Genomic DNA, 23,524 nt, shown 5'->3' with positions numbered 1-23,524 from the left:
GTTGTTAGTTGCCTCGCTGTTGCTTGCCTCATCATTGTGTGATTTGTCATTGTGTGCTTCGCTGTTGTGTGATTTGTCGTTTGTGCCGCTATTTTGCTTGCTTAGTTGCCCTGTGGCGTTATTGCCCACTTTTGTATGCAGTGGCTCAAAGCAGGCATTTTCTTGCCAAAACCCCTGCCACTTTTTTTCGATAGTTTTAGGATTATAATCTTGCATTATCTTGCCTTTTATTCTTTGGAGGATTCTAGCCTAGTAGTCGTTATCCTGCTTTTGCGCACTCTCTATAAAAAGCAAAATGAGTGAGAAAATATTTGCCATCATCGCACCGATGACAAAGACATAAGCAAGTTTTTCGTTGTGCAAAACTTGCAGTATGCCAAACGCAGGTAGCAAATGAAAATCTGCCACAATCGAGCTAGCAAAAAGCTCTGAAGATAGTTTTTTGCGCACGCCGATTTTTAGCGTGGTAGCGATGAGGTTTAACGCCACAGCCACAAAGAGTATCGCCACATCAGGCGCAAACAAAAAACCCGCTGTCGATGTGGCACTGCTAAGAGTAAAAAATATAAAAACGATTTTGCCCCAATCCATTACTTGCTCCTTTTTGTTAATTTAGGATAATTTTGTCTTTTTGGTGTGCTTTATGCAATCTTTTAGTGCTTTTTTAAGATTTTATATTATGCTAAAAGATTTTAGATTCCAAAAGATTCTAGCATTTCGTAAGCGTTGCTTCTAATCTTTCTAGGGCAAAGCTAGCAGGCTTTAGCCCCGCACTCCTTGCACAAAAATCCAAATCTATGTAACACCAACAAAGCTAAACGCGTCCTCCTTCATATTGGGCTCTCATCTTTGCCCTATCTTGTGCTCTTTTCGTTTTCATCATTTCTTTTTTGTGATAGTCCTCAATATTAAACCCTAGCAAAACAGCAAGCTTTGGCGCGACAAACATAGAACTATAAGTCCCAACTATCACGCCCACAAGCATAGGCAAAGAAAATCCTACGATAATCGCACCACCAAAAAGATACAGCGTAAGAACGACAAAAAACACCGTTAGCGAAGTCAAAAGTGTGCGTGAGAGAGTGTGAGAAATAGCTTCGTTGATGACTAGGGTAATGTCATTTGTTTTATCGCTCAACATTTTTTCACGGATTCTATCAAATATGATAATAGTGTCGTTTATGGAGTAGCCTATAAGCGTTAAGAGCGCGGCTACCACTTCCAAATTTAAATCAATATCAAAAACTATCACGCTTGCAGCAGTCAAAATCACATCGTGGATAAGAGCTAATATCCCAGCAAGTGCGAATCGCCACTCATAGCGAAAGCTCACATACACCATCATCGCTACCAATGCCATAAGCAAAGAGATGATTCCTTTTTGGCGTAGCTCATCGCCCACTTGCGCACCCACAGAATCAAGTTTGCGTATCTCAAACTCCCCTCCGCTAGCCTTGCTAGGCTCAAGTAGCTTCTCTAAGATAGGAGCGATATTTGCCCCCTCTAAAGCGTCATTGTGTGGGATTTTGATAGAGATTTCCTCTTTGGTGTCAAACTCACTAACCCTAACCCCCTTAAAGCGCGAATCTGCTTCTAGCAATGCTCGCACTTCCTCGATTGGAGCTTGCTTCTCATAGCGAATCTGCCCTGCACTTCCCCCAGCAAAATCTATCCCCGCGCTAAATCCTTTGAAAAATAGTAAGGCAAATGCCAAAGCTAGCAAAAATATGCTCGCTATAAGCCCATAGTTTGAATATTTGACAAAATCAAAAACTTTTACTTTTTTGAATAATTCCATTTGATATGCCTTTGCTTAAGATTTTTGTGCTTTATTGCGTTGCTTAAGACTTTGCGCTAGATTGCGCGATGCTAGATTTTACGCTATTGGACTTTGTAGGGTAGCTAACCCCAAACCAAAATCCCATTCTTTCACTTTTTGCCAAATATGGAAGCAATGCTTGATAAACCCCCTGCGTGCCGATAATAGCCGTAATGATAGAAGCCAAAATCCCAATCCCCGTAGTAATAGCAAAGCCTTTTATCGCGCCCGTGCCATAGGCATATAGCAAGACAGAAGCGATAAGTGAAGTGATATTAGAATCAAAAATCGCCCTAGAAGCGTTCACATAGCCTATTTGTATTGATTTGGCTATGCCCTCGCCTGCGCGAAGCCCCTCTCTTATGCGTTCATTTATGATGATATTTGCATCTACTGCCACACCCACAGTAAGCACGATTCCAGCCATACCGGGCAGCGTCAAAGTCGCTTCAAAGATTGCCATTACAGCAATGATTAGTGCGAGGTTTATGATGAGTGCACTTGAGGCGATGACACCTGCCATACTATAATACACTATCATAAATCCCACCACCAACACAAATCCACCTATCAATGCCATCATAGAATACCTAATAGAATCAGCCCCAAGACTTGGTCCCACACTGCGCTTCTCTAGCACAGCTAGCGGAGCGGGCAGTGCACCAGAGCGAAGCGTGATAGCCAAATCTGTGGCTTCTTCAGGGGTAAAACTCCCCGTGATTTGCCCGCTAGAGCTTATCCGTGCTTGGATAGTTGGTGCGGAGTAGATTTTGTTATCTAGCACGATTGCCATTCGCTTGCCGATACTCGCTCCAGAAAAATCCGCAAATCGCTTTGCACCCGCAGAATTTAGCTCAAACGCAACCGCAGGGCGATTATTTTCATCATACGCCACTCTAGCGTTGGTAATCATCGAGCCATCTAAAATCGGCACAGCTTTTAGTAGTAGCTTTGGTGTGCCATTTGGATTGTATTTTTTATAAGATTCTGCTTCTTTGGTGGTTTCAGCATATTCCAATATAACATCTCCCAAACTTTGGGCTTCCACATCGCTCATAGATTCTACGCGTGAGTTGCTTCCCTCATCGACTGCCATTAGCTGCAAAAATGACGCTTTGGAGATGAGATTTCGCACGCGCTCTTCTTGGGATAGATTTTCTTGCCCGGGGATTTCTACTAGAATATTATCCCTGCCTTGACGCGTTACGCTCGGCTCGGCTAGTCCAAATTCATTCAAACGATTGCGAATGGTGGCTATGGCTTGCTCTAAGGCTTGATTTCGCACTTCTTGTAGCTCTTCTGGTGTCATCACCACCGTGTAGTGCAAATCACTAGAATCATACTTCACACCGCGCATACCGCCCAAAATATCATTAAGCCCGCTTGTATCATCACTATCTATCAAGTCAAATTCCACGCTTGATTCAAGTGCTTGGAGAGAATTTAGCAAAATATCTTTTTGACTTGCCTCATACTCTATGCTAGAAGCCATAGAAGCATAGCGAGACTTGATAGCCTCATCAGTATCCACTCCTAGCAGTAGATTTAGCCCGCCTTGCAAATCAAGCCCAAGCGTAATCTTTGGTCCCTTTGTATCAAAAAAGCTAGGCACACAAAAGGCTATACCAAAGATAATGGCTATGATAAATGTCAAAAGTCTAGGATTACTTAGTGGATTGTTTAGTTTCATTTGATTACTTTTTTGCGATTATTTGTGATTGCTTGCTAGCAGTTACCTTGATTGCATTGTCTTTGCTAACTTTGCCTTATTGCGACACAGCCTTGTATCAACACCGTATCAACACTTGCATAGCACATAGCCACTTTTTGTTTGCTCATTTTGCTAGCAGGTTTTTATCAAGAGTGGCTATTTTTTGGCTTGAGTGCTACTAGATTCTGCGCTGTCATCGACTTTGAAAGAAACAAAATCCTTTGAAAGCCTTGCTGTGCTATCATCGCTTAGCCTTACGCTAAAAAATGTATCCTCTACTTTCATCACTTCGCAGACAAAGCCACCTGTGGATACGATTTTATCGCCTTTTTTTAGGGATTCTATCATTTCTCTGTGTCGCTTTGCTTGCGTGCGCTGCGGGCGTATAAGCAAAAAATAAAACACTGCAAAAAGCACGATAAAAGGAATAAGTGCTTGAAAAATCTCGCCAAAATTGCTACCCATTTTGTGTCCTTTGTTTGTGGAATGTATTTTTCATAGATTTAAGCGCGTTTGCTTGATAATCCAAACACGCTTAAAACAAATTCGTTATTGTAACACTTGTTTTATGTATTTTTCTTTACTTTTGATACCAAAAGCAAAAAAACCGCCCCTACAATCCCAGATAGAATCGAGCCACTAAGGATACCGATTTTAGAAACATTTGTCGCTATCTCAAAATGCTCACTCCCTCGGAAAGCTAAATCAGAGACAAACATAGACATCGTAAAGCCTATGCCACCTAGCATTCCAGCTCCCAAAATCTGCACCCAAGAGATTCCGCTAGGACGAGCTGCTATGCCGATTTTTTCACATACAAATGTGATGAGGAATATCCCCAAAGGCTTGCCGATAAGTAGCCCTAGCACCACACCTAAAAACACCTTATCTACGCTAAAGATATGGCTCAAATCCATATCTGCACCACTTAGGCTAACTCCCGCATTTGCAAACCCAAAAAGAGGCATTATCACAAATGCTGCCCACGGCTGCAATGCCCTCTCTAGTCGTCCTAGTGGGCTTTGGACAGATTTTAGACTATTTTTTATTGCTCGCAAGCTAGCTATTTGAGATTCACTCAAAAACTTTTGCGTGCCTTTGTTATCCTCATCTTCATCAAATCTATCCGCCGTATCTTTGACAAGCGGCGCAAATTCTGCAAACGAAATCTTAGGTCTCACAGGGATGCAAAACGCCACTGCCACTGCTGCAATCGTAGCGTGGATACCACTATAATGCACCGCAAACCACAAAAGCACACCCACACAAAGATAAGGCGTAAGAGATTTTATGCCAAATTTATTTAGCGCAATAAGTCCACAAAGCAGTAGCACTGCCAAAAAAAGCCACCCCAAGTGCAAGCCACTCGCATAAAATATCGCTATGACAACTATCGCGCCCAAGTCATCAACCACAGCAAGTGTAACCAAAAATACCTTTAGAGCCATAGGCACACGGCTTTTTAGTAGCATTATCACCCCAAGTGCAAAGGCAATGTCTGTCGCCATAGGTATCCCAAATCCGTGTGCACTAGGTGTGCCTGCATTTAGTGTAAAATAAATAATCCCCGGGACAATCATACCTCCAAGTGCGGCAAGTGCAGGGAAAATCGCTTTTTTGAAGCTAGCTAGCTCTCCTGCGACTACTTCGCGCTTGATTTCTAGCCCAACCATAAGAAAAAACACCGACATAAGCACATCGCTTATCCACTGATGAATGCTAAAGCCCACAAAAAAGCTACCATCTTCTGCGCCAAATCCAAGCGAGTGTGCGCTTAAAGATTCTAGCCAAGACGCGTTTGGAAAAGCGTGGATAAGTCCTTGTGCTTCTACTCCAAGTCTTATGTGCCAAAAGTTGAAATAATGCTCGCTTAAAGGCGAGTTTGCCACTATCATCGCTACGAGTGCTGCAAAAAATAGGATTATCCCACCTAATGCTTCGTTTTTCAAAAAGCTTGCAAAAACTTCGCGCAAGCCGTGTGCTTCTATCCTATCGCTCCTGCTTCCTAGCCTCTCCATTCATACTCCTTGTGTTTTGAATTTAAATATGCTTCTTAGATTGCTAAAAACCAAAATTGTATCAAAATCAAATCTAAAATCAGTTTAAACCCCTCCAAACATTGCTTAAAGATTTGATTTTCCAAATCTGGCAAATTTAAAACTTCATTTTTGTAAAGATTTTATAAATGATTTCAATCAAAATCCCAAGCCCAAAATGCCTAGCACAATGGTAACGCAACTAGATAAAACCTAGCACAAAAAGCCAACAAAAGCTAGTGTGTGGGCTACAAGCTATGATTTGGTTTTTGTGATTTTGCTATAAAATCTAGCTAGATTTTATATCGGATTTTTAGCCACGATGATACTAGCGGATTATTCCCCCTTTTGCTTATCCCAGCACAAAATCGTCTTGCCCTCATCATCTTTGGTTACATCTCCCATACCCATTATGTTGTATCCCGCATCGACATAGTGGATTTCGCCCGTTACACCATTTGCCAAATCACTTAGCAAATACATAGCAGAATTACCAACATCTTGCGTGCTGACATTGCGCTTTAGCGGAGCATTGATTTCGTTATATTTGAGTATCATTCTAAAATCCCCTATACCACTTGCTGCAAGGGTTTTGATAGGACCTGCAGAGATAGCGTTTACGCGGATTCCGCGTGCGCCCAAATCACGCGCAAGATAGCGCACGCTAGATTCTAGCGCGGCTTTTGCCACGCCCATCACATTATAGTGAGGGACATATTTCACTCCACCAAGATAGCTAAGTGTGAGAACAGAGGCATTATCCTTTAGCACAGGTAAGCAAGCACGAGTAAGCGATAGTAGTGAATACACCGAAGTGCCAAGCGCAATGTCAAAGGCTTCTCTTGTGGTGTTGATAAACGCGTCTTCTAATGCTTCTTTGGGAGCATACGCCACAGCGTGGACAAGGAAATCTATCTCGCCAAAGCTAGATTTTAGCTTATGTGCTAGAGAATCTAAATGAGTTTGGTTATTTACATCTAGCTCTAAAACACAATTTGAGCCAAACTCCTGTGCGATAGGCTCTACTCGCTTTTGCAATGCTTCGTTTAGATAAGTGAAAGCCATTTGTGCGCCTTGCTCGTGGCAGGCTTTTGCTATGCCATAGGCTATGGATTTGTTGTTTGCCACACCTACGATTAGTCCCTTTTTGCCTTGTAGTATCATCTTGCACGCTCCTTTGTGCTTGGTATGTGTTTGGATAGAGTGGATTATATCAAAGAAATATTAAGCAAAAGTCCTACGAAGTGAATAAAAGTTATGGTTTATTTTGTAGGGGCTTGATTTAAGATTTTGCGAGATTTTAGGGCTTTTGCAAGTATTGGCTCAAATAAAATGCTTGGAATCTTTTTTGTTTGCTTGATTTTTGTAGTTTTACTCTTTGTCGATTTGCCACAAAGTCGGAATAATCACGCAAAAGCCAATTAAAAGCACTTTCAAAACACTTATGGAGAAACACTCAAGTATGCTAAATAAAATAATATCCAAGCTCGCCCACATAGACACGCTAAAGCAAAAATCACAAGAAATAAGCGCAAAAAACCCCACAAAAAAAAACAAAAAATCAAGCAATGAGAAAAGTCCAAAATCTTGCAAAAACCTCCTTGCTTTTTCGGGTGGTCCTGATTCTGTGGCGTTATTTTTTTTGCTACTTAAAAATCGTGTAGAATTTGATATAGCTATCATAGATTATGGCGTGAGGGAGCAAAGCAAAGCTGAAGTAAAGTATGCCCTAGCATTGGCAAAAACATACCACAAACAATGCTTTGTAAAAAAATGTCCCAAAATCAAGTCAAACTTTGAAGCAAATGCGCGGGAATTTCGCTATGAATTTTTTGAAGAGATTATAGCGCGTTTGGGGTATGAAAATCTGCTTTTGGCTCATCATTTTAATGATAGGGTTGAGTGGCTACTTATGCAGCTTGGCAAGGGAGCTGGGCTTGGCACTATGCTAGGGTTTGAAAGTCTAGAAAAACGACAAAAAGGGCTCGTGAAAAAGGAAGTAAGCTATGCTATTATCCGTCCGATGCTTTTGCTAAAAAAGAGCGAGATTTTAGAATTTTGCAAAGAGCTAGGACTAAAATTTTTTGAGGATTCTAGCAATACAGATAGCAGCTATAAGCGCAACTTTGTGCGTATGCGATTTGCAAATGAATTTGTGGAGTGCTTTGGCAAAGGATTGCAAAAAAGCTTTGCTATCCTTGAGGGCGAAAAAAACGCGCTATATAGTGGGGAAATCAAAGATTTTGGAGGATTTTGGGTGGTAAGCGCAAAAAACACGCTTGAAGCACTTCACTGCATAGATATGCTAGCCAAGCAATGTGGCTATGTGCTGTCTTTTAGCCAAAGAGAAGAGATTGTGCGCTGTGGGTTTTCCTGCGAAGTGGGCAGGCAAAGCAAGACAACGAATATGGCAAAAAACCACACCACAAAAAATCATCTAATCAAATCTAGCAAAAAAACAAATGGCTTTATGTTAGAGAATATTACTAGCATTTTTGTAAGCGATTCTTTGGACACTGAATCAAAAATGTATATCCTTATGAGCGTGATAGATGAGACAAGTGGGGCAGAAGCATTGCCAAAAGATTTTAGAGAGTTTGCTAGAAAGGCACATATACCAAAGAAAATGCGAAAACCACTCTATGCTTTTTCGCTACAAAAAAAGCTAAAATATCAAAATGCACTAGAATGTGTCATAAAGCGGTTTTACTAGAATATTTACTTTGAAAAAGAATCTCTTCAAATGTAAAGATGACTTTTTTAAAAGCCACAAACACAAAAAGACTACTAAAAACGCTTCCTGCACCCCCCACCAAAAAAAGCTACCTAAAATCCAAAAATCCTAGACCACACGCGACTATCTAGCTTTAGCTCCATATTGACTTGGCATATCCCCTCTTTGCACGCGCTATCTCGCACTTGTGCTCCGCGTATCACAGCATTTACACGCGTTTTGACACGAGAATTTTTAAGCACCATATTATGCACCGTATCAGTTGAGCTGATTTTGATACCATACATTTGTTCGCCGAGCTGCCGATAGCCATCAACTATCGCCGAACGCTTCGCCATAGCCACAGCCTGCGCAGGCGTGCAACAATCAGCAGGGGCAACTCCTATGCCCACCACCTCAATTTCTATAATCTCGTTTTCCTTAGGAAAATCAGCGGGCAAACCACTCCTAGCCGCTCCCGAACCTCTAGGACTAGAAGCAGGCACACTTGTGGTGCTTGGGCTTTCGTCCTCATCTACTTCTTCATCTTCCTCTTCATCATACTCTTCTTCATCATCTTCGTCATCATCATCTGTCGCAGCAAAAGATTGCGAAGCAAACACCAACCCTGCGGCAAAAAAGGCAGTCCCCACCCTCAAGCCTAGTTCCTTAAGCATTTGTTTCATAATAAATATCCTTGACTTAGGAATTTGGTCGATTCCAACCATAAAGAATCGGCATTGCGAGGGATTATAGCACTTTTGCTTTTTTGTTGTCAAGGTTTTTAGGCATTTTAGAGTAATTTTTGCACTCCAAAAGCCCTAAAGCACACAAAACTTTGCTTGCAATCTAAAAAATTAGGCAAAACATTAGCACGCAAAATCACAAAAATTAGCCCTTTTTTGCTTTGTTTTGTAGCCTTGCACTTTTTTAAATTTCCTCCAAAATTTTACACAACCACCCAAAATATCAGCCAAAATATCAAAATAAGAATCACTCAAGCTCAAGTTTTCTCACAATCAAATATCTAGCAAGCAAATAATAAGCCAAACTCGTAACAATATAAGAAAAAATATTATAAATCACAAGCGAGATTCTAAGAGAATCTTTCATAAAGTCTAAAAAATTATCCCTTTGGATAGAAAATAGTGAAAAAGAATCCCAAAAACCATTCATTGAAGTGCTTAAAGGCAAAATCCCTATGATGCTTAAAACCTCATTGCACGAAGCCCCTATGATACTTGTCATAATAGAAATCCCTATAAAAATGCCAATCCCAACCCCAGAGCGAAAACTTGAAACGCGCAAAAAATTAAGCACCGCCAAAGTAAGCAAAATCTGCAACAAAAACTCAAGAATCTTGCAAAGATAATACGACAAATGTATAGCAAAAAATGCCATACTAACCCCCAAATCCACACGACTAAGTCGCTCAAAAAATTCGCCAACTGCTCCTAGCAACCTAAAATCTGAAATATACACAAACGCACCAAATCCAAGCACAGCACAATACACAAAACTAGCACCGATTAAAATAAAGCACCCAAGCACCTTTGATAGCAAAATCCTATCAACCCCCAAAGGCAGACAAAAAAGCAAATACCCATACACACCAAAAAGATTCTTTCCAAAAGCATTTATGATATTTATCACTTGCACCACGCCAAATCCAACCACGCTAAAAATCAGCAAAAACCAGCAAATCTCACCAAATACTGCGACAAAAAGCAAATCGCTAGGAGAAGTAAAAATATATTGCCCATTTCCAAGTTTTATCATCACTACAATCCCCACCACAGCCACACAAAACACCACCCCCATAACCAAGTATGGGAAAAACCCCTCTTTGATTTCATACTTTAGTAGATTCCTCATTTGCAACACTCCTTAAACATATAAAATCTACAAATATTTTATGAGATTTCTGCGCTATCAACACACCTTCAAACGCGCTTTTAAAACACTCTAAAAAGCCTCTTTAAAAGCCTGCTCTAAATTGATAGGATTTTCACGCCCATTTCGCGTAAAATCAGCCACAGACTTGTGTGCCAAAACCTTACCATAAGACAAAAATATCGCCTCATCTAAAATCTGCTCGACATCATAGATAAGATGCGTAGCAATAAGCACGGAGGGATTGTAGTCTTTGCCAGATTTCGCACTAATATGTCCATTTGAGCCATTTGGCTCATTTGGGTTACTTGGCAAAGATTCTAGTGAAGTATCTTGGCTATTTTTGCAATACCTCATTATGAGAGAAAACACCTCTTCTCGAGCCACAGGGTCTACTCCTGCTATTGGCTCATCAAATATATAAAGCCTAGCCTTTCTTGCAAGTGTCAAAAGCAGAGCGACTTTTTCTCTACCTCCTTTTGAAAAAGTCTTTATCTTAGATTTTGTATCTAGCTTTAGCCTTTCACTCAAATCCCCCGCCCGCTCATAGTCAAAATCGTCAAAAAAATCACCAAAAAACTCAAAAGCCCATTTTAGATTCCAATGCAATGGGATATGGTTTTTATCAGGCAAATACGCAATATGCGCCTTTGCCATATCATCGATTGGCTTATCACAAAACTTCACCTCCCCGCTATATTGCTTTAGCAGCCCCAAAAGCACTTTTATAAGCGTGGTTTTTCCACTGCCATTTGGACCCAAAAGCCCCACTATCTTGCCCTCTTGCAAGTTTAGAGATACGCTATCAAGCGCGAGTTTTGTGCCATAAAATTTCGTTAGATTTTGTATGTTTAGTAGCATTTTTTCTCCGAAATATATCGCCGAAATTAGCGCAAAATATATCCTACAAAATATGCGCTGCCAAAAAGGCGACATTATAGCGACTTTGCGTAAAAATACCCCAAAAATTGCTATAATGCGCGCAAAATCTAAAACAACAAAAAGACTTAATAAATGCGTTTTTAAGGATAAAAATATGCAAATATTTCTACAAAATGAGCTAGATTCTAAAGCAACTACACACACTAAGATAGCTCAAAACAAAGATAAAATCAGTGATGAAATAGATAAAAGCGATAAAATCCGCCTTGATGAATACCTCACAAAATCCCTAAACACAAGCAAATCACAAGTCCTAAATCTAATCAAAAAAGGGCTTGTCAGTCTAAATAATAAACCCTGCAAAAAAGGGGGAATCCTCCTAAAAGAAAACGACAAAATCCACATAAAAAAGCAAGATTCTACCCCTGATTGTGCTACCACAGATTTTAGCACCATAGATTCCATAGGTGAGAGCGCAAAATCCACTGATTTTACTCTCTCAAATGCCGCAAACCCAAGTGCCACAAAGCCACGCCCAAAATCAAGCCAACACCAAAATATTCACATTGAGCGAATTTATGAAAATAGTGATTTTATGATTCTTAGCAAGACACCATTTTTGTGCGTCCATAGCGCACCAAGCCTAAAAGAGCCAACCCTTGTGGATTGGCTAAAAGAAAACAACATAATGCTATCAAACCTTGCAGGAGAACAAAGAGCTGGCATAGTCCACAGACTAGATAAACAAACAAGCGGAGCTATCATCATTGCCAAAAACAACGCTTCACACGCGATTTTAAGCAGTGAGCTAAAGGCAAAAAATATCGGGCGATACTATCTAGCCCTCATAGATTCCCCCCTAAAAGAGCGTGTAATCATAGAATCCAAAATCGCTCGCCACCCCAAAAACCGCCTAAAAATGGCAAACATAGATAGCTTTCATAACGCACCACAAAATCTACTCCAAAGTGCTCGCTATGCCAAAAGTGAATTTGCTCCCCTGCTAAGCAATCAAGCAAATGGTATAACCCTCATAGCTGCCAAGCTCTACACAGGGCGCACTCATCAAATCCGCACCCACCTAGAAAAGCTAAATCGCCACATTCTCTATGACACAACCTATGGCTTTAGCCTAGAGTCAATGAAAAAAGAATCTAGGGCATTGCTTTTAGAGCATTCAAAGACATTTGCCCCGCGCGTGTTTTTGCACGCATACTTGCTATATATGCCTGCAAATCTTATCAATTCTAGCACCACAGATTCTGTGGATTTTGCAAATGCAAAAGATTTAGCACACACCCAAAAATACCACGCTTTTTGTGCGAGTGTTTTTGATGATATGCTACAATTTTGCCTAAAAATTTTCGGAAAAAGGCAGTTTGATGAAGCGATTAAAATCCCCAATATTTTGGGCTTGTTTGACGATGAATACACTACCACATATCACAAAAGCACCACATAGCTCACACTCTATGCAAAACCCTCCAAAAACTCCAGCAAGCAATCTCAAGAAAGCAAACTTTGCAATATTATTTTTTATGGCGTTTTTGCTGATTTTATCGCTTAGCGGCTGTGCCAACAAAACCCAAACTTTTAGCTTCCTAAACAAAGAAGAAAAAATCGATGAAAATCTCCCCACAATCCCCGCTCACAAAGTGCGCTTCATTGCAGATGTCAGCTCCATAGCATTTGAGTGGGAACTGCTAGAAAATACCAATATCAAGGGATTTGTGCTTTACCAAAACAACCAAAATTCCACCACCAAAAAAATCGCCACCATAAAAAATCCAAACGCCACACACTTTGTGCTAGATTCCCTCCTGCCACAGACGGAGTATTCTTTCCAAATCGCAACTCTAGGACACAATAACGCCACTTCAAAAAAATCCGCTTCTATTGTGATAAAAACCTCTTTTATCGACCCTGTCGAAAAAGTCATCGCTTCCCAAAACAACGCAAAGCAAGTAAAACTTATTTGGAGTCCTCACCCAAATCCAAGCATTGTGCGCTACATTATCCAAAGGCAAAGCCCAAAGGGAAAATTCCTAAACATAGCCACAGTAAAAAATCGCTTGCTTGTAGAATATTTTGATGAAAATCTTGATGATGAAGCACAATACTCCTACCGTATCATCGCCCAAGACATAAATAGCATAAAATCCCTCCCTAGCGAAGTAGCACTAGGCAAAACCCGTGCAAAACCACCAATGGTAGAAACCCTCCAAGCAAGCAACGACAAAGCAAAAGAAATCACACTCACTTGGGAGGCAATCCCGGGAGCAAAAACCTATGAAATCTATGCCACAAGCAATGAGGACACTCCTTACAAATCTATCGCAAAAACGCGCAAAACCACCTACACCGAAAATGTAGAAAAACTCCAAAAAAATCAAACCTTTTGGCAAAACGACAAACAAAACCAAAATGAAAAGCAAAATAAAGAGGGGCTAAAGAGATTCTACAAAGTCATCGCTATTGATAAAGACGGCGTAGCAAGCAATCCCCCCTCATCTGCTACACTAGGCTCTACCCTCCCCCCACTGCCCTCCCCCACAATCCTAAAAGCCACCATAGAAGATGGCAAGGCAGTGATTGAGTGGGAAGTGATAAATTTGGAGCGCGTCAAAGCATACTCAATCTATCGGCGCGAAAATGGCAAAAAATCCACCCAGCTACGATTTAGCAACACCACGCAAAATGTATTTACCGACAAAGAAATGCAAAAAGGCAAAAAATACACCTACCAAGTCGTATCGCTTGATAGCGATGGCAATGAATCTGTCCCAAGCAAAGAAGTGCTACTAATGATAGAGTAGCAAAAGCACACTATAAATGCCACATTTTCTCGCACAAAAAGCCAAAAACCAAATAAACTTAAGCCAAGAGTGCGCCCTGCTTCGTGCAATAAACACGCTTAACCAAAGCGATACGGTTAAAAACAAATCGCTTGCCACCACCTCGCTTACCCCACTTGCATCACTTGCCAACACCCAAAATCTAAAAATCTATCCCAAACTCCAAAGCCTAAAATCCCAAAATCTAGCCCTTATCCCCATAAAATTTGACAAAAATATATTTTTCCTCCAAGAAATAGTGCGGAGTAATGATTTGCTGATAAATGGGCTAAAAATCACGCGCCCCACACCTGTGGCAACGCTAAAAACCGCACTTGAAGTCATAAGCCAAGACTATGAAGTCATCTCACATAATCTAAACCCACACAATTTAAGTCTGCAAAATTTACGCAACTCAAATCCACACAATCAAAATTTGCAAAACCTAAACTTACACCACCCTAGCCCACACACTTCGCACGCTTCACACCCAACTAGCAATCACTCCCTAGCTTTTTTGCTCTCGCCAAAGGAGCTACTAGAGCGTGTTTTTAGCGCATTTGAGATAAGTTTGGATTCTGCCACGCCCAAATCCAAGCCTGATAAAACAACTACCAAAACCACGACAAAATCTCCTGCCAAACTCCCCGCAAAATCTCCCAAAATATTCCTAGAAATCGGCTTTGGTAGCGGACGACATATCCTCCACCTTGCCAAGCAAAATCCAAATGACATATTCATAGGACTTGAGGTGCATACCCCATCTATTGAGCAGGTGCTAAAAAACATCGCCATTTCAAATTTGCAAAATCTTTTTATCTTACATTTTGATGCAAGGGTGCTTTTAGAAATATTGCCCTCAAATAGCCTAAATTGCATATTTTTGCACTTCCCTGTGCCGTGGAATGACTCACCCTCTCGCCGCGTTTTTAGCGAGCATTTTTTAGCCCTAGCACTTCGCGTGCTAAAAAAGGGTGGGATTTTGGAGCTAAAAACTGATGATGAAATCTACTTCAAAGACGCACTTAGCATATCCAAAAACCTCCAAAATCCACAACCCACACCAAATAAAAAAAAGCAAAGCACCACAAAAATAGCGCGAAAAATGACACAGAAAATGACGATAGAATCTAGCATTCAAACACCACAAGATTTTGAAAAAAACGATTTTGCTAATAATGGCGAAACAAACCCCACTGCCACGATAGAATACAACCCAAAATCTAGCCAAAAATCTAACTCAAAAGATTCTACCCAAGCACTATCTAGCCAAATCATCAGCAAATACCAAGCACGCTGGCTTAGACAAAACAAAAATATTTTTACGCTAAAAGTGCAATCTTTGCGCAAAAATCGTGCAATTCTTTTAAAATCACATTTTCTTTTTGACAAAAACTTGGTAAAATCCATTTTGACAAAACAGCCAAAACTAAGTAGCTTAATCAATCATAAGCAGGTATTTGCAAATGGATTTTTGCATATCAGCGATATTTTTGCTAGCCAAAAATCCAAAGATTTTGCAAGGCTTGCTTTTATCGTGCGTATGGGGGATTTTGCCCAGCCTATGAGCTGCGTAGTCGTATTTGAGATGTATCACAAGCAAGTAGATTCCTACTATCTCAAAGAGCCTCCACTCCCTACGAAAGCCACGACAGAGGCACACAAAAGATTTATCGCGTTATTGGAGAAACTATGAGCATAATCAAAGCAGAAAATCTAACACTAGGCTATCAGCGCGAAGAGCCTGTCATCGTAAATGCAAATTTTGAAATCCACCACAAAGATTTTGTATTTGTCTCTGGTCCAAGCGGAAGTGGCAAAAGCACGCTTCTTAGCTCGCTTTATGGTGGACTACTAGCTATGGGCGGAAATCTATCTGTGCTTGATATAAACCTATCCAAGCACAATCAACGCGCAATCGCTCGCTTGCGACAGCGCATAGGAATTGTGTTTCAAGACTACAAGCTAATCGAAGAATGGAGCGTGGAGAAAAATATCGCTCTACCTATGCACATAAATGGCTACAAAAAAGACGCTATCCACACCCAAACAGAAAAACTCCTAACCCACATAGGACTGCTTCACAAAGCAAACAAATGCCCCCTAGAGCTAAGCGGTGGCGAGCAGCAAAGAGTAGCTATGGCTCGCGCTATTGCACATCGCCCTAGCCTTATTCTTGCCGATGAACCCACAGGCAATCTTGATGACTTCTCAAGCGATATGATTTGGAGCTTGCTAAAGAGCGCAAATGAGCAATTAGAGATGACAATTATGGTGGTTACTCACCGCGTGCCTGTGCGGATAAATATCAACTATCGTCATTTGATAATCGATGGAGAAAGGAATGCAATCTATGAGCAACATTAAGCAACATTTCTTTTTGATTCTACCTTTGGTGGCACTACTTTTTGCATTTGAGTGCTTTTTGATTGTCTCTCGTGCTGTGGAGACAAAAGAGGACAAACTCTCTCAAAACTACTCCATAGTCATCGCAAGCAAGCAAAAGCTAAGTTTGGATTTTATCAAGCAAAATATCCCTGAAGCTATGTCAATAGAGCCTATCGACCCAAGTTTTGTGCTAGATAAAATCCGCACCAATATGAACAACGAAGACTACGAAAATGTCAAAAAACAACTATCCCTATACTACAACCTTAAGCTAGAGTCTTTCCCCAACCTCAAGCGACTAGAAAAAATCGAATCCACCCTTGCAAAGATTCCAAGCATAATCAAAGCAGAATCTTTCAGCAAGACACACAACCAAACCTATCGCTTGCTATTTCTAGTCAAGTTTAGCACACAGCTTTTTGCAGTGCTTATAGCGATACTAAGCCTACTACTGATGATAGACCAGATTCGCATTTGGCATTTTGAGCATCATAGACGCATAGAGATTATGGGCTATATGGGTGCGGGATTTTGGCTAAAAAACCGCTTTTTCTTTAGAAATGCTATCTATGACGCGCTTATCTCTACTTGTGTGATTATCATTGTGTTTTTGTATGGCGCAAACACCTCTATGGCAGAAAGTATCGTCCAAGCACTAGAGCTACAAAAAGAAATGTTTAGATTTGCGATTGATTTTATGATTTTGCTATTTACTTCACTGCTTGTGTGCCTTTCCTCCGTAATCGTGGCGATACTACTCCAAAGGCGTGCATAATGGCAAAATCTAGCCTAGCGCACAAGCCAAAGCGATTGCAAATCGTATCTAGCGCATTTGGCAGTGTGCTTCTTTCACTTGGCGCGTGCGCTTTGCTAGTGGGACTAAGCCCACTTAGCGCAAACACAAAAAGCATAAAAGACATTGAAAAAGACATACAAGACAACAAAGCAAAACTTCAGCAAAAAGCCCAAGAAGAGCGCAAAATCTCAAATCGTCTAACCACTCTTGGCAACACCATAAACGAGCGCAAACGACAAATCACAAAACTACGCGAACAAATCACATTTATCCAAAAAAACATAACCCAAAATCAAAGCCAAAACCAAACCCAAGAAAGACGACTAGATGGCTTACGAAAAGCTCTAAGAACACTCGAAGAAGAAAAATCAAAAATCCAATTTTATATCGCAAACCTAATCATAAAAGACTTGACATTTCAGCTTGTGCTTGACAAACAAAGCGTGATTTCTCCAGATGATGTCATACTTGAGGATATTTTTGAGATTCTCACTAAGCAGACAAAAGAAAAAATCGTAGGCTTAAGCGAAAAGCAAGGCAAAATCGCCGAGCAAATCGGCTCAATTACCAAAAATATCGATGAAATCACTCATCTAATCGGCACGCAGCAAAATCGCAAAGAACAACTCCAAAGAATGATAAATGAGCAAAATCTACTAAATGAAAAACTTCAAGCCGAGCTAAATGATTACAACGAAAGACTACTCCAAATCAGCAAAGAAAGAGATGGGCTTGATAATATCCTCCAAGAGCTAAACATAATAAAAGCCAAAACCCAAAAAGAAATCGAAAAAGAACGACAAAAAGCCATTGCTGCCGAAAAAGAGAGGCAAGAAAAAGAACGACTAGAGAGAGAAAAGCAAGCAAAATCCCAGCAAGCCACTACCCCACAAGCGCAAACCCCTGCGCCACCTACAAAAGAAGCACCCAAAATCTTGCAAGTGGCAAATAGCTACAAAGATGTCCCTGTGATGAAATACACGGGACCAAAAACTATCTCGCCACTAGAGTATTACACCGTAGAGCAAACTTTCGGGCAATATAACGACCCTGTCTATAATCTAAAAGTATTCAACCAATCCATAACACTCATATCAAAAGTGCCAAATGCTGTGGTGCAAAATATCTTTGAAGGGAAAGTAGTCTTTGCCAAAGAAGTCTCTTCTATGCTAAAAAAAGTCGTGGTTATTGAGCACGGCAATGAAATATTTACCATATATTCCCAGCTTGACAAAATCGCCCCGACAGTCAAGCCCGGATTTATCGTAAAAAAAGGCTACACCATAGGCAGAGTATCCCAACGACTAGGACTAGAAATAACCCAAAAGGATAAGCATATTGACCCACTAGAAGTCATCTCAAAAAGCAAATAAACAAAAGCAAATAAAAATTTTTTATAAATAGTCGATATTTGGTGTTCAACCTAACCAAAATCACAAGGAGGTCATTATGGCAGAGGTTAATACAGCGCAAGTCTCTACTATTAGAGACACTCTTTATAATATGGCTAGTTCTGCAGGAGAAGCACGAGGAATGGATACCGTGCGAGCTTCAAATCTACGCGCTTCAAACGCAACGCAAGATGAAAAACGCAAAGCCACACAAGAGCAAGATTCGGCGCAAACCAAACAAGATTTAGTCAATCTTAGCAAAGAAATGAATAAAAAAATGCGTGATATTGGCACGGATATAAATTTCAGTTACAGCGAGGATATTCGAGGGCTTGTAGTAACGGTAAAAGAACCAAATAGTGGCAAGATTATCCGCGAAATCCCTAGCAGAGATGCCATAGAGCTTGCACGCAAAATGAATGAAACGCTAGGACTTATCTTTGATAAAACAAGCTAGCAAGAGCTATTTTCTAGCAAGGCAAATAGCTAGCGGGACAAATAGCTAGTAAAACATATTCACAGACTAAGATAGATATGAATCTTTTACAAAAATCAAAGCTAGATTTTACAAATCCTTATTAAAATCTAGCTTTTTGATTCTTCTATGATTCTTTGCAACACCACTAAAATTCCCTTAATTTTTGATTCTTGCACGATTTCTAATACCACACATACATTTTAAAATACTCCAAAAATTCCTGCTTGATTTTTATTGATTGCTTTTAGCTCTCTATTTTAGCCCATTTTGCGCTACTATCTTAGCCCCCAAACCACAATCTAGCACACAAAACTAAAAACAATCCTGCAATAAGTCGATAATAGCTCATACACAAAAAATAAATTTTGCAAAACTTCGCTAGAGGCAAAACTTCGCCAGAAAAAATGTAGAAGTGCGGAAGTGCAACTACAAAATGCGCAAGTAGTATCACAAGCAGAAGCGCGAAGCGCAAACTTGGCGTAGATTTTGCTTGGAAACGCAGTGATTTTGCAGTGTTTTGCGACAGTTTTGCAACGGTTTTGGTAGCTACAAATAAAGCAAACGCAAGTAGCCACCAACCAAAAGCCAAACACAATACCCACAAAAGAACGATAAGGAGCTAAAATGGCAATCGGCAAAATAAACTCTCTGGGTGCTGGAAGCGGGATTTTGAGCTATGAAGTCATTGATAAGCTAAGAGAAGCTGATGAAAAAGCTATGGTAAAGCCCATAGAGCGCAAAATGGAAGAAAATGTCGAAAAGCAAAAAACCCTAACTGAAATCCAAACCCTCATATCCGCGCTCCGCGCTCCTGCTAGGACACTAGGCGACTACTCAAGCTATCTAGGGCGAAGCACAGAAATCAACAATGACGCCATAAAAGCAAGCGTATCAAGCGGTGTCCCACCACAAGACATAAAAATCGATGTCCATAGCCTCGCACAAGGCGACATAAACGAAGTAGGTGGGAAATTTGAAAGCCGAGATAGCGTATTTAGCGATAGCGATGTCAAACTAAGCTTCTACACCAAAGGCAGAACCTACACTATCGACATAGTAAGCGGTATGTCAGTAGGCGATGTAGCCCAAGCAATCACTGATGAGACAAATGGCGAAGTCATCGGCACAGTGATGAAAACAGGTGGCTCTAAGCCATATCAACTAATGATGAATTCCAAAGGAATGGGCGATGAAAGCAGAATCTACTTTGGCTCTATCCTCCGCACCGAAAACATTTCTAGCAATGTCCTTGATTTGCAAGATGGGGATTTGACACTAAAGCTAAAGGACAAAAAAGGAGAAACCCAATCTGTAAGCGTGAAGCTAAAGACTGACGGCTTGGGGGATTCTACCCTCGCGCTAAAAGAGGCGATAAAAGAAGCAATCGCACAAAATAGTGAGCTAAAAGATTTGCTAGATAGCCAAATCCACATAGGGCTTGACAAAGACGGCAAGGGACTTATCATCAATGACTTGCGTGGCAATGAGATAGAAGTCGAGGGGACAAAAGCACGCGAGCTAGGGTTTAGACAAACAAAAACAGGCGATGACCCCATATACCAAGCAAGCAACGCCGTAAAAGCGGGCAAGCTAAGTGGCACGATTACCATAGGCACGGTTCCGCTTGATTTGGCAAAAATGACAAAAGAAAAAAACACTAGCGAGCAAAATGCCAAAATCATTGCCGAAGCGATAGAAAATATCGCAGGAATGCACGCTAAAACCGATGGACAAGGACATCTAGAGCTATACTCCGAAGTAGGCGAAATCAAAATCAGCACAAACACCCCAGCAGATAAGCAAGCATTAGAGGATACGGGATTGCGTGCAGGGACGATACAAAACTACTCCAAACTGCAAGAGTCGCTTTTCAAAGTGAGAAATGTCCAAAAAGCACAAGACGCGGAAATCTCCTACAACGGAGCGCGAGTATCTCGGCCAAGCAATGAGATAAATGATGTCATAAATGGTGTTTCTCTCACCCTAAAATCCACCACCGAAGAGGGCAAGCCAGCTATTATCAGCATAGGGCGCGATGATGAAGCTATCATCGAGCAAGTAAAAGACTTTGTCAAAGCCTATAATGAGCTTGTGCCAAAGCTAGATGAAAGCACTCGCTTTGATGAGGATAGCAAAATCGCAGGGATTTTTAATGGCGTAAGCGACATTCGCTCTATCCGCACCGCGCTAAATAGAGAGATTTCCTACTCGGAGTTAGTAAACTCCAAGCTACGAAGTTTGATGAACTATGGAATCTCGCTAAATGACAAAGGCGTAATGCTCCTAGATGAATCCACTCTAAAATCCCAAGTGTCAAGCCAGCCGCAAGAAACAGAGGAGTTTTTCTACGGCTATGAGAAAAAAAACTACAAAGGCGAAGATGTCCATATTGACGGAGTTTTTGTCAAAATCGATAAATTTTTGGGGGATTTAGTCGATGGTAGTAATTCAAGGCTTGAATCATACAGCTCATCACTAGAGCGCGATGCAAAAAAATTGCAAAAAGACAAAAAAAGTGCAAATGAGCTACTTGATAGCAAGTATGAAGCGATGGCAAGTCGGTTTGCTGCCTATGATAGTCAAATAGCAAAGACAAAAAACGCTTTTGGCTCGGTGCAAATGATGATAGACCAATCTATCGCTAGAAAATAGCTTTGTAGAATTTAGAATCTAAAGGACACTCAAATGAGAAGTAACGCCTACGCCCTCTACCAACAAAACGAAATCTCTGTGGAATCCCCTGCTAAGCTCATAGAAATGCTCTATGAGGGAATCTTGCGCTTCGCTGGACAAATCAAAGTAAATATGGAAAATGGCGACATTGAGAAAAAAATCTACTACATAAACCGCGTAACTGATATTTTCACAGAGCTACTAAATGTGCTTGACTATGAGCGCGGAGGCGAAGTAGCAGTCTATCTCACAGGGCTATACACTCATCAAATCAAACTCCTAACCCAAGCCAATGTCGAAAACAACCCCGAAAAAGTAGACATTGTCGTAAATGTCGTAAAAGGACTACTTGAAGCGTGGAGGGAAATCCACCCAAATGAATTGGCTTAATGAGCTAAAAATCGCGCTTATCTCCAAAGACTCTGCCAAAGCAGGCATAGCGGTAGATAATCTCCCTAGCCAAGAAGAGCTAGCAAAATATAGCCTAGAGGAGCTAGAGGAGACAAAAGAGATTCTAGCCCAAATCATAACAATGCTAGAATCTCAACAAAACCAAGTCAAATCCCAAATCCTCCACATAAAAGCTGCCAAAAAATTCCTAGAATCCCACTAGCACGATTTTTCATCTTTTTTGCGTTTATCCACTCTTTTTATCTCGCCAAGATTTTATACTTTTTTTGATTCTGCTTTGGATTGTGCTATTTCTTAACCGTTTTAGCAAATCATCGCCAAACTACTCAAATCAATAAAAGCACCAAAAACACAAAACCCACACCTTGTTTAACAAAAAAAAAAAAAAAACGCGCTACAATTATGTGTTTTTAGTGTTTTTACGCAAGACATTCCAATCAAACCTGCCCCCCAACCATACAATAAGCAAAATCAAAAATTAAAAGGACACATTATGAAATGCCTTTCTACTACCTTGATAAAAACAACGATAGGTGCAACAATAAGCACAGTGATTTTATCATCTAGCCTAGCATTAGCACAAGGCAACACTTCAGCCGCTTCTCAGACAGAAGCGCAAGAAAAAGATTTGCAAATCTTGCAACTCCAAAAAGAAATAGAAGCCCTAAAAATGCAAAGTGCAAATAGAGCCTCTGCAGATGAGCAAACAGATAAACAAACCACCAAAAATCTAACAAAATCTCAAAAATACGCCCAAAAGCAAGAAAAAAAGCAAGCCAAAATACAAGCAAAACAAACACGCAGAAATCTATCAAAAAACAACTTTTTCTTAGGGCTTGAAGTAGGTGGGCTTCAATCCCAAATGCAAGAAAAAGTAGACGGCACTCAAAACCCCACAAAAAAAGCTAGCGGGCTTAATTACGGGCTTATGCTAGGTGGTAGCCACTTTTTTGGCAAGTATGTGGGGCTAAGGTATTATGGCGATATAAACATTTCTCATAGCAAATTCCCCACCAATCCAGCCCAAACGATATGGGCTAGACACGGCATAGGACTTGATATACTAGCCAACTTAATCGCCACCCAAAAAAATGAGAAATCATACAGATTTGGTGTGTTTGCAGGGCTATACACAGGACTGCTAAACCTCTCTGGCACGCCAAGTAAGGATTTTGGTATAGGCAATGTAAACCTTGCACTAAACGCAGGATTACGAGTGGATATGGGGCGATTTGGTTTTGAGTTTGCTGGGCAGCTCCCTTTCATCAAGTCTGTGCATTCTGCTGTCGTGTTTGATAATTTTTTCGGCGTCAATCAAGATGGATTTAGTATTTCTGCAAATGCCAAACGACAGCAAAACTACACGCTAAATGCAAGGCTGATTGTTAGATTTTAGATTTGCCTTACCACTTGCTTTTTGCACAAATACACCCAAATATCCGCAATATCCGCAAAACGCACAAAGTGTAGTGCCAAAAGTGTAGCACTATGGTGCAATC

Annotated in this window: 21 protein-coding genes; 12 read left to right on the top strand and 9 right to left on the bottom strand. The window is 40.7% G+C overall.

The window, feature by feature from the left end; all coding sequences use genetic code 11:
- Positions 1-249: 249 nt before the first annotated feature.
- The 6 genes from HMPREF2086_RS02295 to fabI form a co-directional block, all read right to left on the bottom strand.
- Positions 250-591 carry a DUF6394 family protein gene (locus tag HMPREF2086_RS02295; protein ID WP_023927121.1) on the bottom strand — a complete coding sequence of 114 codons (342 nt, stop codon included), beginning with the start codon at positions 589-591 and terminating at the stop codon, positions 250-252.
- A 223-nt stretch (positions 592-814) separates the two neighbouring features.
- Positions 815-1,798: a protein translocase subunit SecF gene (secF, locus tag HMPREF2086_RS02290; protein WP_023927120.1), complete on the bottom strand. Its 984-nt coding sequence runs from the start codon at positions 1,796-1,798 to the stop codon at positions 815-817.
- A gap of 43 nt (positions 1,799-1,841) precedes the next feature.
- Complete coding sequence (secD, locus tag HMPREF2086_RS02285) at positions 1,842-3,509, bottom strand: protein translocase subunit SecD (protein WP_023927119.1); 1,668 nt, start codon at positions 3,507-3,509, stop codon at positions 1,842-1,844.
- 177 nt (positions 3,510-3,686) lie between these two features.
- Positions 3,687-3,995 (bottom strand): preprotein translocase subunit YajC, encoded by a 309-nt coding sequence (gene yajC, locus HMPREF2086_RS02280; RefSeq protein ID WP_023927118.1) that lies wholly within the window; start codon positions 3,993-3,995, stop codon positions 3,687-3,689.
- 101 nt (positions 3,996-4,096) lie between these two features.
- Positions 4,097-5,548 carry a Na+/H+ antiporter NhaA gene (gene nhaA / locus HMPREF2086_RS02275; RefSeq protein WP_023927117.1) on the bottom strand — a complete coding sequence of 484 codons (1,452 nt, stop codon included), beginning with the start codon at positions 5,546-5,548 and terminating at the stop codon, positions 4,097-4,099.
- 354 nt (positions 5,549-5,902) lie between these two features.
- The gene (gene fabI, locus HMPREF2086_RS02270) at positions 5,903-6,730 is read right to left on the bottom strand and encodes an enoyl-ACP reductase FabI (RefSeq protein ID WP_023927116.1); all 828 of its coding nucleotides are present in this window, start codon (positions 6,728-6,730) and stop codon (positions 5,903-5,905) included.
- A gap of 298 nt (positions 6,731-7,028) precedes the next feature.
- On the opposite strand from fabI, the gene tilS reads away from it, so the two are divergent.
- A complete protein-coding gene (tilS, locus tag HMPREF2086_RS02265; protein WP_023927115.1) occupies positions 7,029-8,279 on the top strand; it encodes a tRNA lysidine(34) synthetase TilS in 1,251 nt (416 codons plus the stop codon).
- Positions 8,280-8,392: 113 nt separating this feature from the next.
- Here the strand turns inward: tilS and HMPREF2086_RS12450 are convergent, their stop codons facing one another.
- The 3 genes from HMPREF2086_RS12450 to HMPREF2086_RS02250 all read right to left on the bottom strand — a co-directional run bounded on the left by HMPREF2086_RS12450 (position 8,393) and on the right by HMPREF2086_RS02250 (position 11,033).
- On the bottom strand, positions 8,393-8,965 hold the full coding sequence (locus HMPREF2086_RS12450; protein ID WP_023927114.1) for an LPP20 family lipoprotein: 573 nt from the start codon (positions 8,963-8,965) through the stop codon (positions 8,393-8,395).
- Between the two features lie 307 nt (positions 8,966-9,272).
- Positions 9,273-10,154, bottom strand: a complete 882-nt coding sequence (locus HMPREF2086_RS02255; protein ID WP_023927113.1) for a hypothetical protein — start codon at positions 10,152-10,154, stop codon at positions 9,273-9,275.
- Between the two features lie 90 nt (positions 10,155-10,244).
- Positions 10,245-11,033 (bottom strand): ABC transporter ATP-binding protein, encoded by a 789-nt coding sequence (locus tag HMPREF2086_RS02250; protein WP_023927112.1) that lies wholly within the window; start codon positions 11,031-11,033, stop codon positions 10,245-10,247.
- Positions 11,034-11,208: 175 nt separating this feature from the next.
- On the opposite strand from HMPREF2086_RS02250, the gene HMPREF2086_RS02245 reads away from it, so the two are divergent.
- The 11 genes from HMPREF2086_RS02245 to HMPREF2086_RS02190 all read left to right on the top strand — a co-directional run bounded on the left by HMPREF2086_RS02245 (position 11,209) and on the right by HMPREF2086_RS02190 (position 23,421).
- On the top strand, positions 11,209-12,516 hold the full coding sequence (locus tag HMPREF2086_RS02245; protein WP_023927111.1) for an RluA family pseudouridine synthase: 1,308 nt from the start codon (positions 11,209-11,211) through the stop codon (positions 12,514-12,516).
- Positions 12,437-13,870 (top strand): fibronectin type III domain-containing protein, encoded by a 1,434-nt coding sequence (locus HMPREF2086_RS02240; RefSeq protein ID WP_051397592.1) that lies wholly within the window; start codon positions 12,437-12,439, stop codon positions 13,868-13,870. Before HMPREF2086_RS02245 ends, HMPREF2086_RS02240 begins: the two co-directional genes overlap by 80 nt.
- A gap of 16 nt (positions 13,871-13,886) precedes the next feature.
- A complete protein-coding gene (gene trmB, locus HMPREF2086_RS10610; protein ID WP_023927109.1) occupies positions 13,887-15,584 on the top strand; it encodes a tRNA (guanosine(46)-N7)-methyltransferase TrmB in 1,698 nt (565 codons plus the stop codon).
- Positions 15,581-16,255 (top strand): cell division ATP-binding protein FtsE, encoded by a 675-nt coding sequence (locus HMPREF2086_RS02230; RefSeq protein WP_023927108.1) that lies wholly within the window; start codon positions 15,581-15,583, stop codon positions 16,253-16,255. Before trmB ends, HMPREF2086_RS02230 begins: the two co-directional genes overlap by 4 nt.
- On the top strand, positions 16,242-17,051 hold the full coding sequence (locus tag HMPREF2086_RS02225; protein WP_023927107.1) for a cell division FtsX domain-containing protein: 810 nt from the start codon (positions 16,242-16,244) through the stop codon (positions 17,049-17,051). The genes HMPREF2086_RS02230 and HMPREF2086_RS02225 overlap by 14 nt, the downstream gene beginning before the upstream one ends.
- The gene (locus HMPREF2086_RS02220) at positions 17,051-18,445 is read left to right on the top strand and encodes a murein hydrolase activator EnvC family protein (RefSeq protein ID WP_023927106.1); all 1,395 of its coding nucleotides are present in this window, start codon (positions 17,051-17,053) and stop codon (positions 18,443-18,445) included. The genes HMPREF2086_RS02225 and HMPREF2086_RS02220 overlap by 1 nt, the downstream gene beginning before the upstream one ends.
- 76 nt (positions 18,446-18,521) lie before the next feature.
- Positions 18,522-18,920 (top strand): flagellar protein FlaG, encoded by a 399-nt coding sequence (locus tag HMPREF2086_RS02215; RefSeq protein WP_023927105.1) that lies wholly within the window; start codon positions 18,522-18,524, stop codon positions 18,918-18,920.
- Between the two features lie 645 nt (positions 18,921-19,565).
- On the top strand, positions 19,566-21,593 hold the full coding sequence (gene fliD / locus HMPREF2086_RS02205; protein ID WP_023927104.1) for a flagellar filament capping protein FliD: 2,028 nt from the start codon (positions 19,566-19,568) through the stop codon (positions 21,591-21,593).
- Between the two features lie 33 nt (positions 21,594-21,626).
- Positions 21,627-22,004, top strand: a complete 378-nt coding sequence (fliS, locus tag HMPREF2086_RS02200) for a flagellar export chaperone FliS (RefSeq protein ID WP_023927103.1) — start codon at positions 21,627-21,629, stop codon at positions 22,002-22,004.
- Positions 21,991-22,227: a hypothetical protein gene (locus HMPREF2086_RS02195; RefSeq protein ID WP_023927102.1), complete on the top strand. Its 237-nt coding sequence runs from the start codon at positions 21,991-21,993 to the stop codon at positions 22,225-22,227. Before fliS ends, HMPREF2086_RS02195 begins: the two co-directional genes overlap by 14 nt.
- Before the next feature lie 291 nt (positions 22,228-22,518).
- Positions 22,519-23,421: an outer membrane beta-barrel protein gene (locus HMPREF2086_RS02190; protein ID WP_023927101.1), complete on the top strand. Its 903-nt coding sequence runs from the start codon at positions 22,519-22,521 to the stop codon at positions 23,419-23,421.
- Positions 23,422-23,524 lie beyond the last annotated feature (103 nt).

This window comes from Helicobacter macacae MIT 99-5501 (assembly GCF_000507845.1).
Classification (GTDB): domain Bacteria; phylum Campylobacterota; class Campylobacteria; order Campylobacterales; family Helicobacteraceae; genus Helicobacter_B; species Helicobacter_B macacae.
The sequence above is the reverse complement of the archived record's forward strand: the minus strand, read 5'-3'. Positions and strand labels throughout refer to the sequence as shown.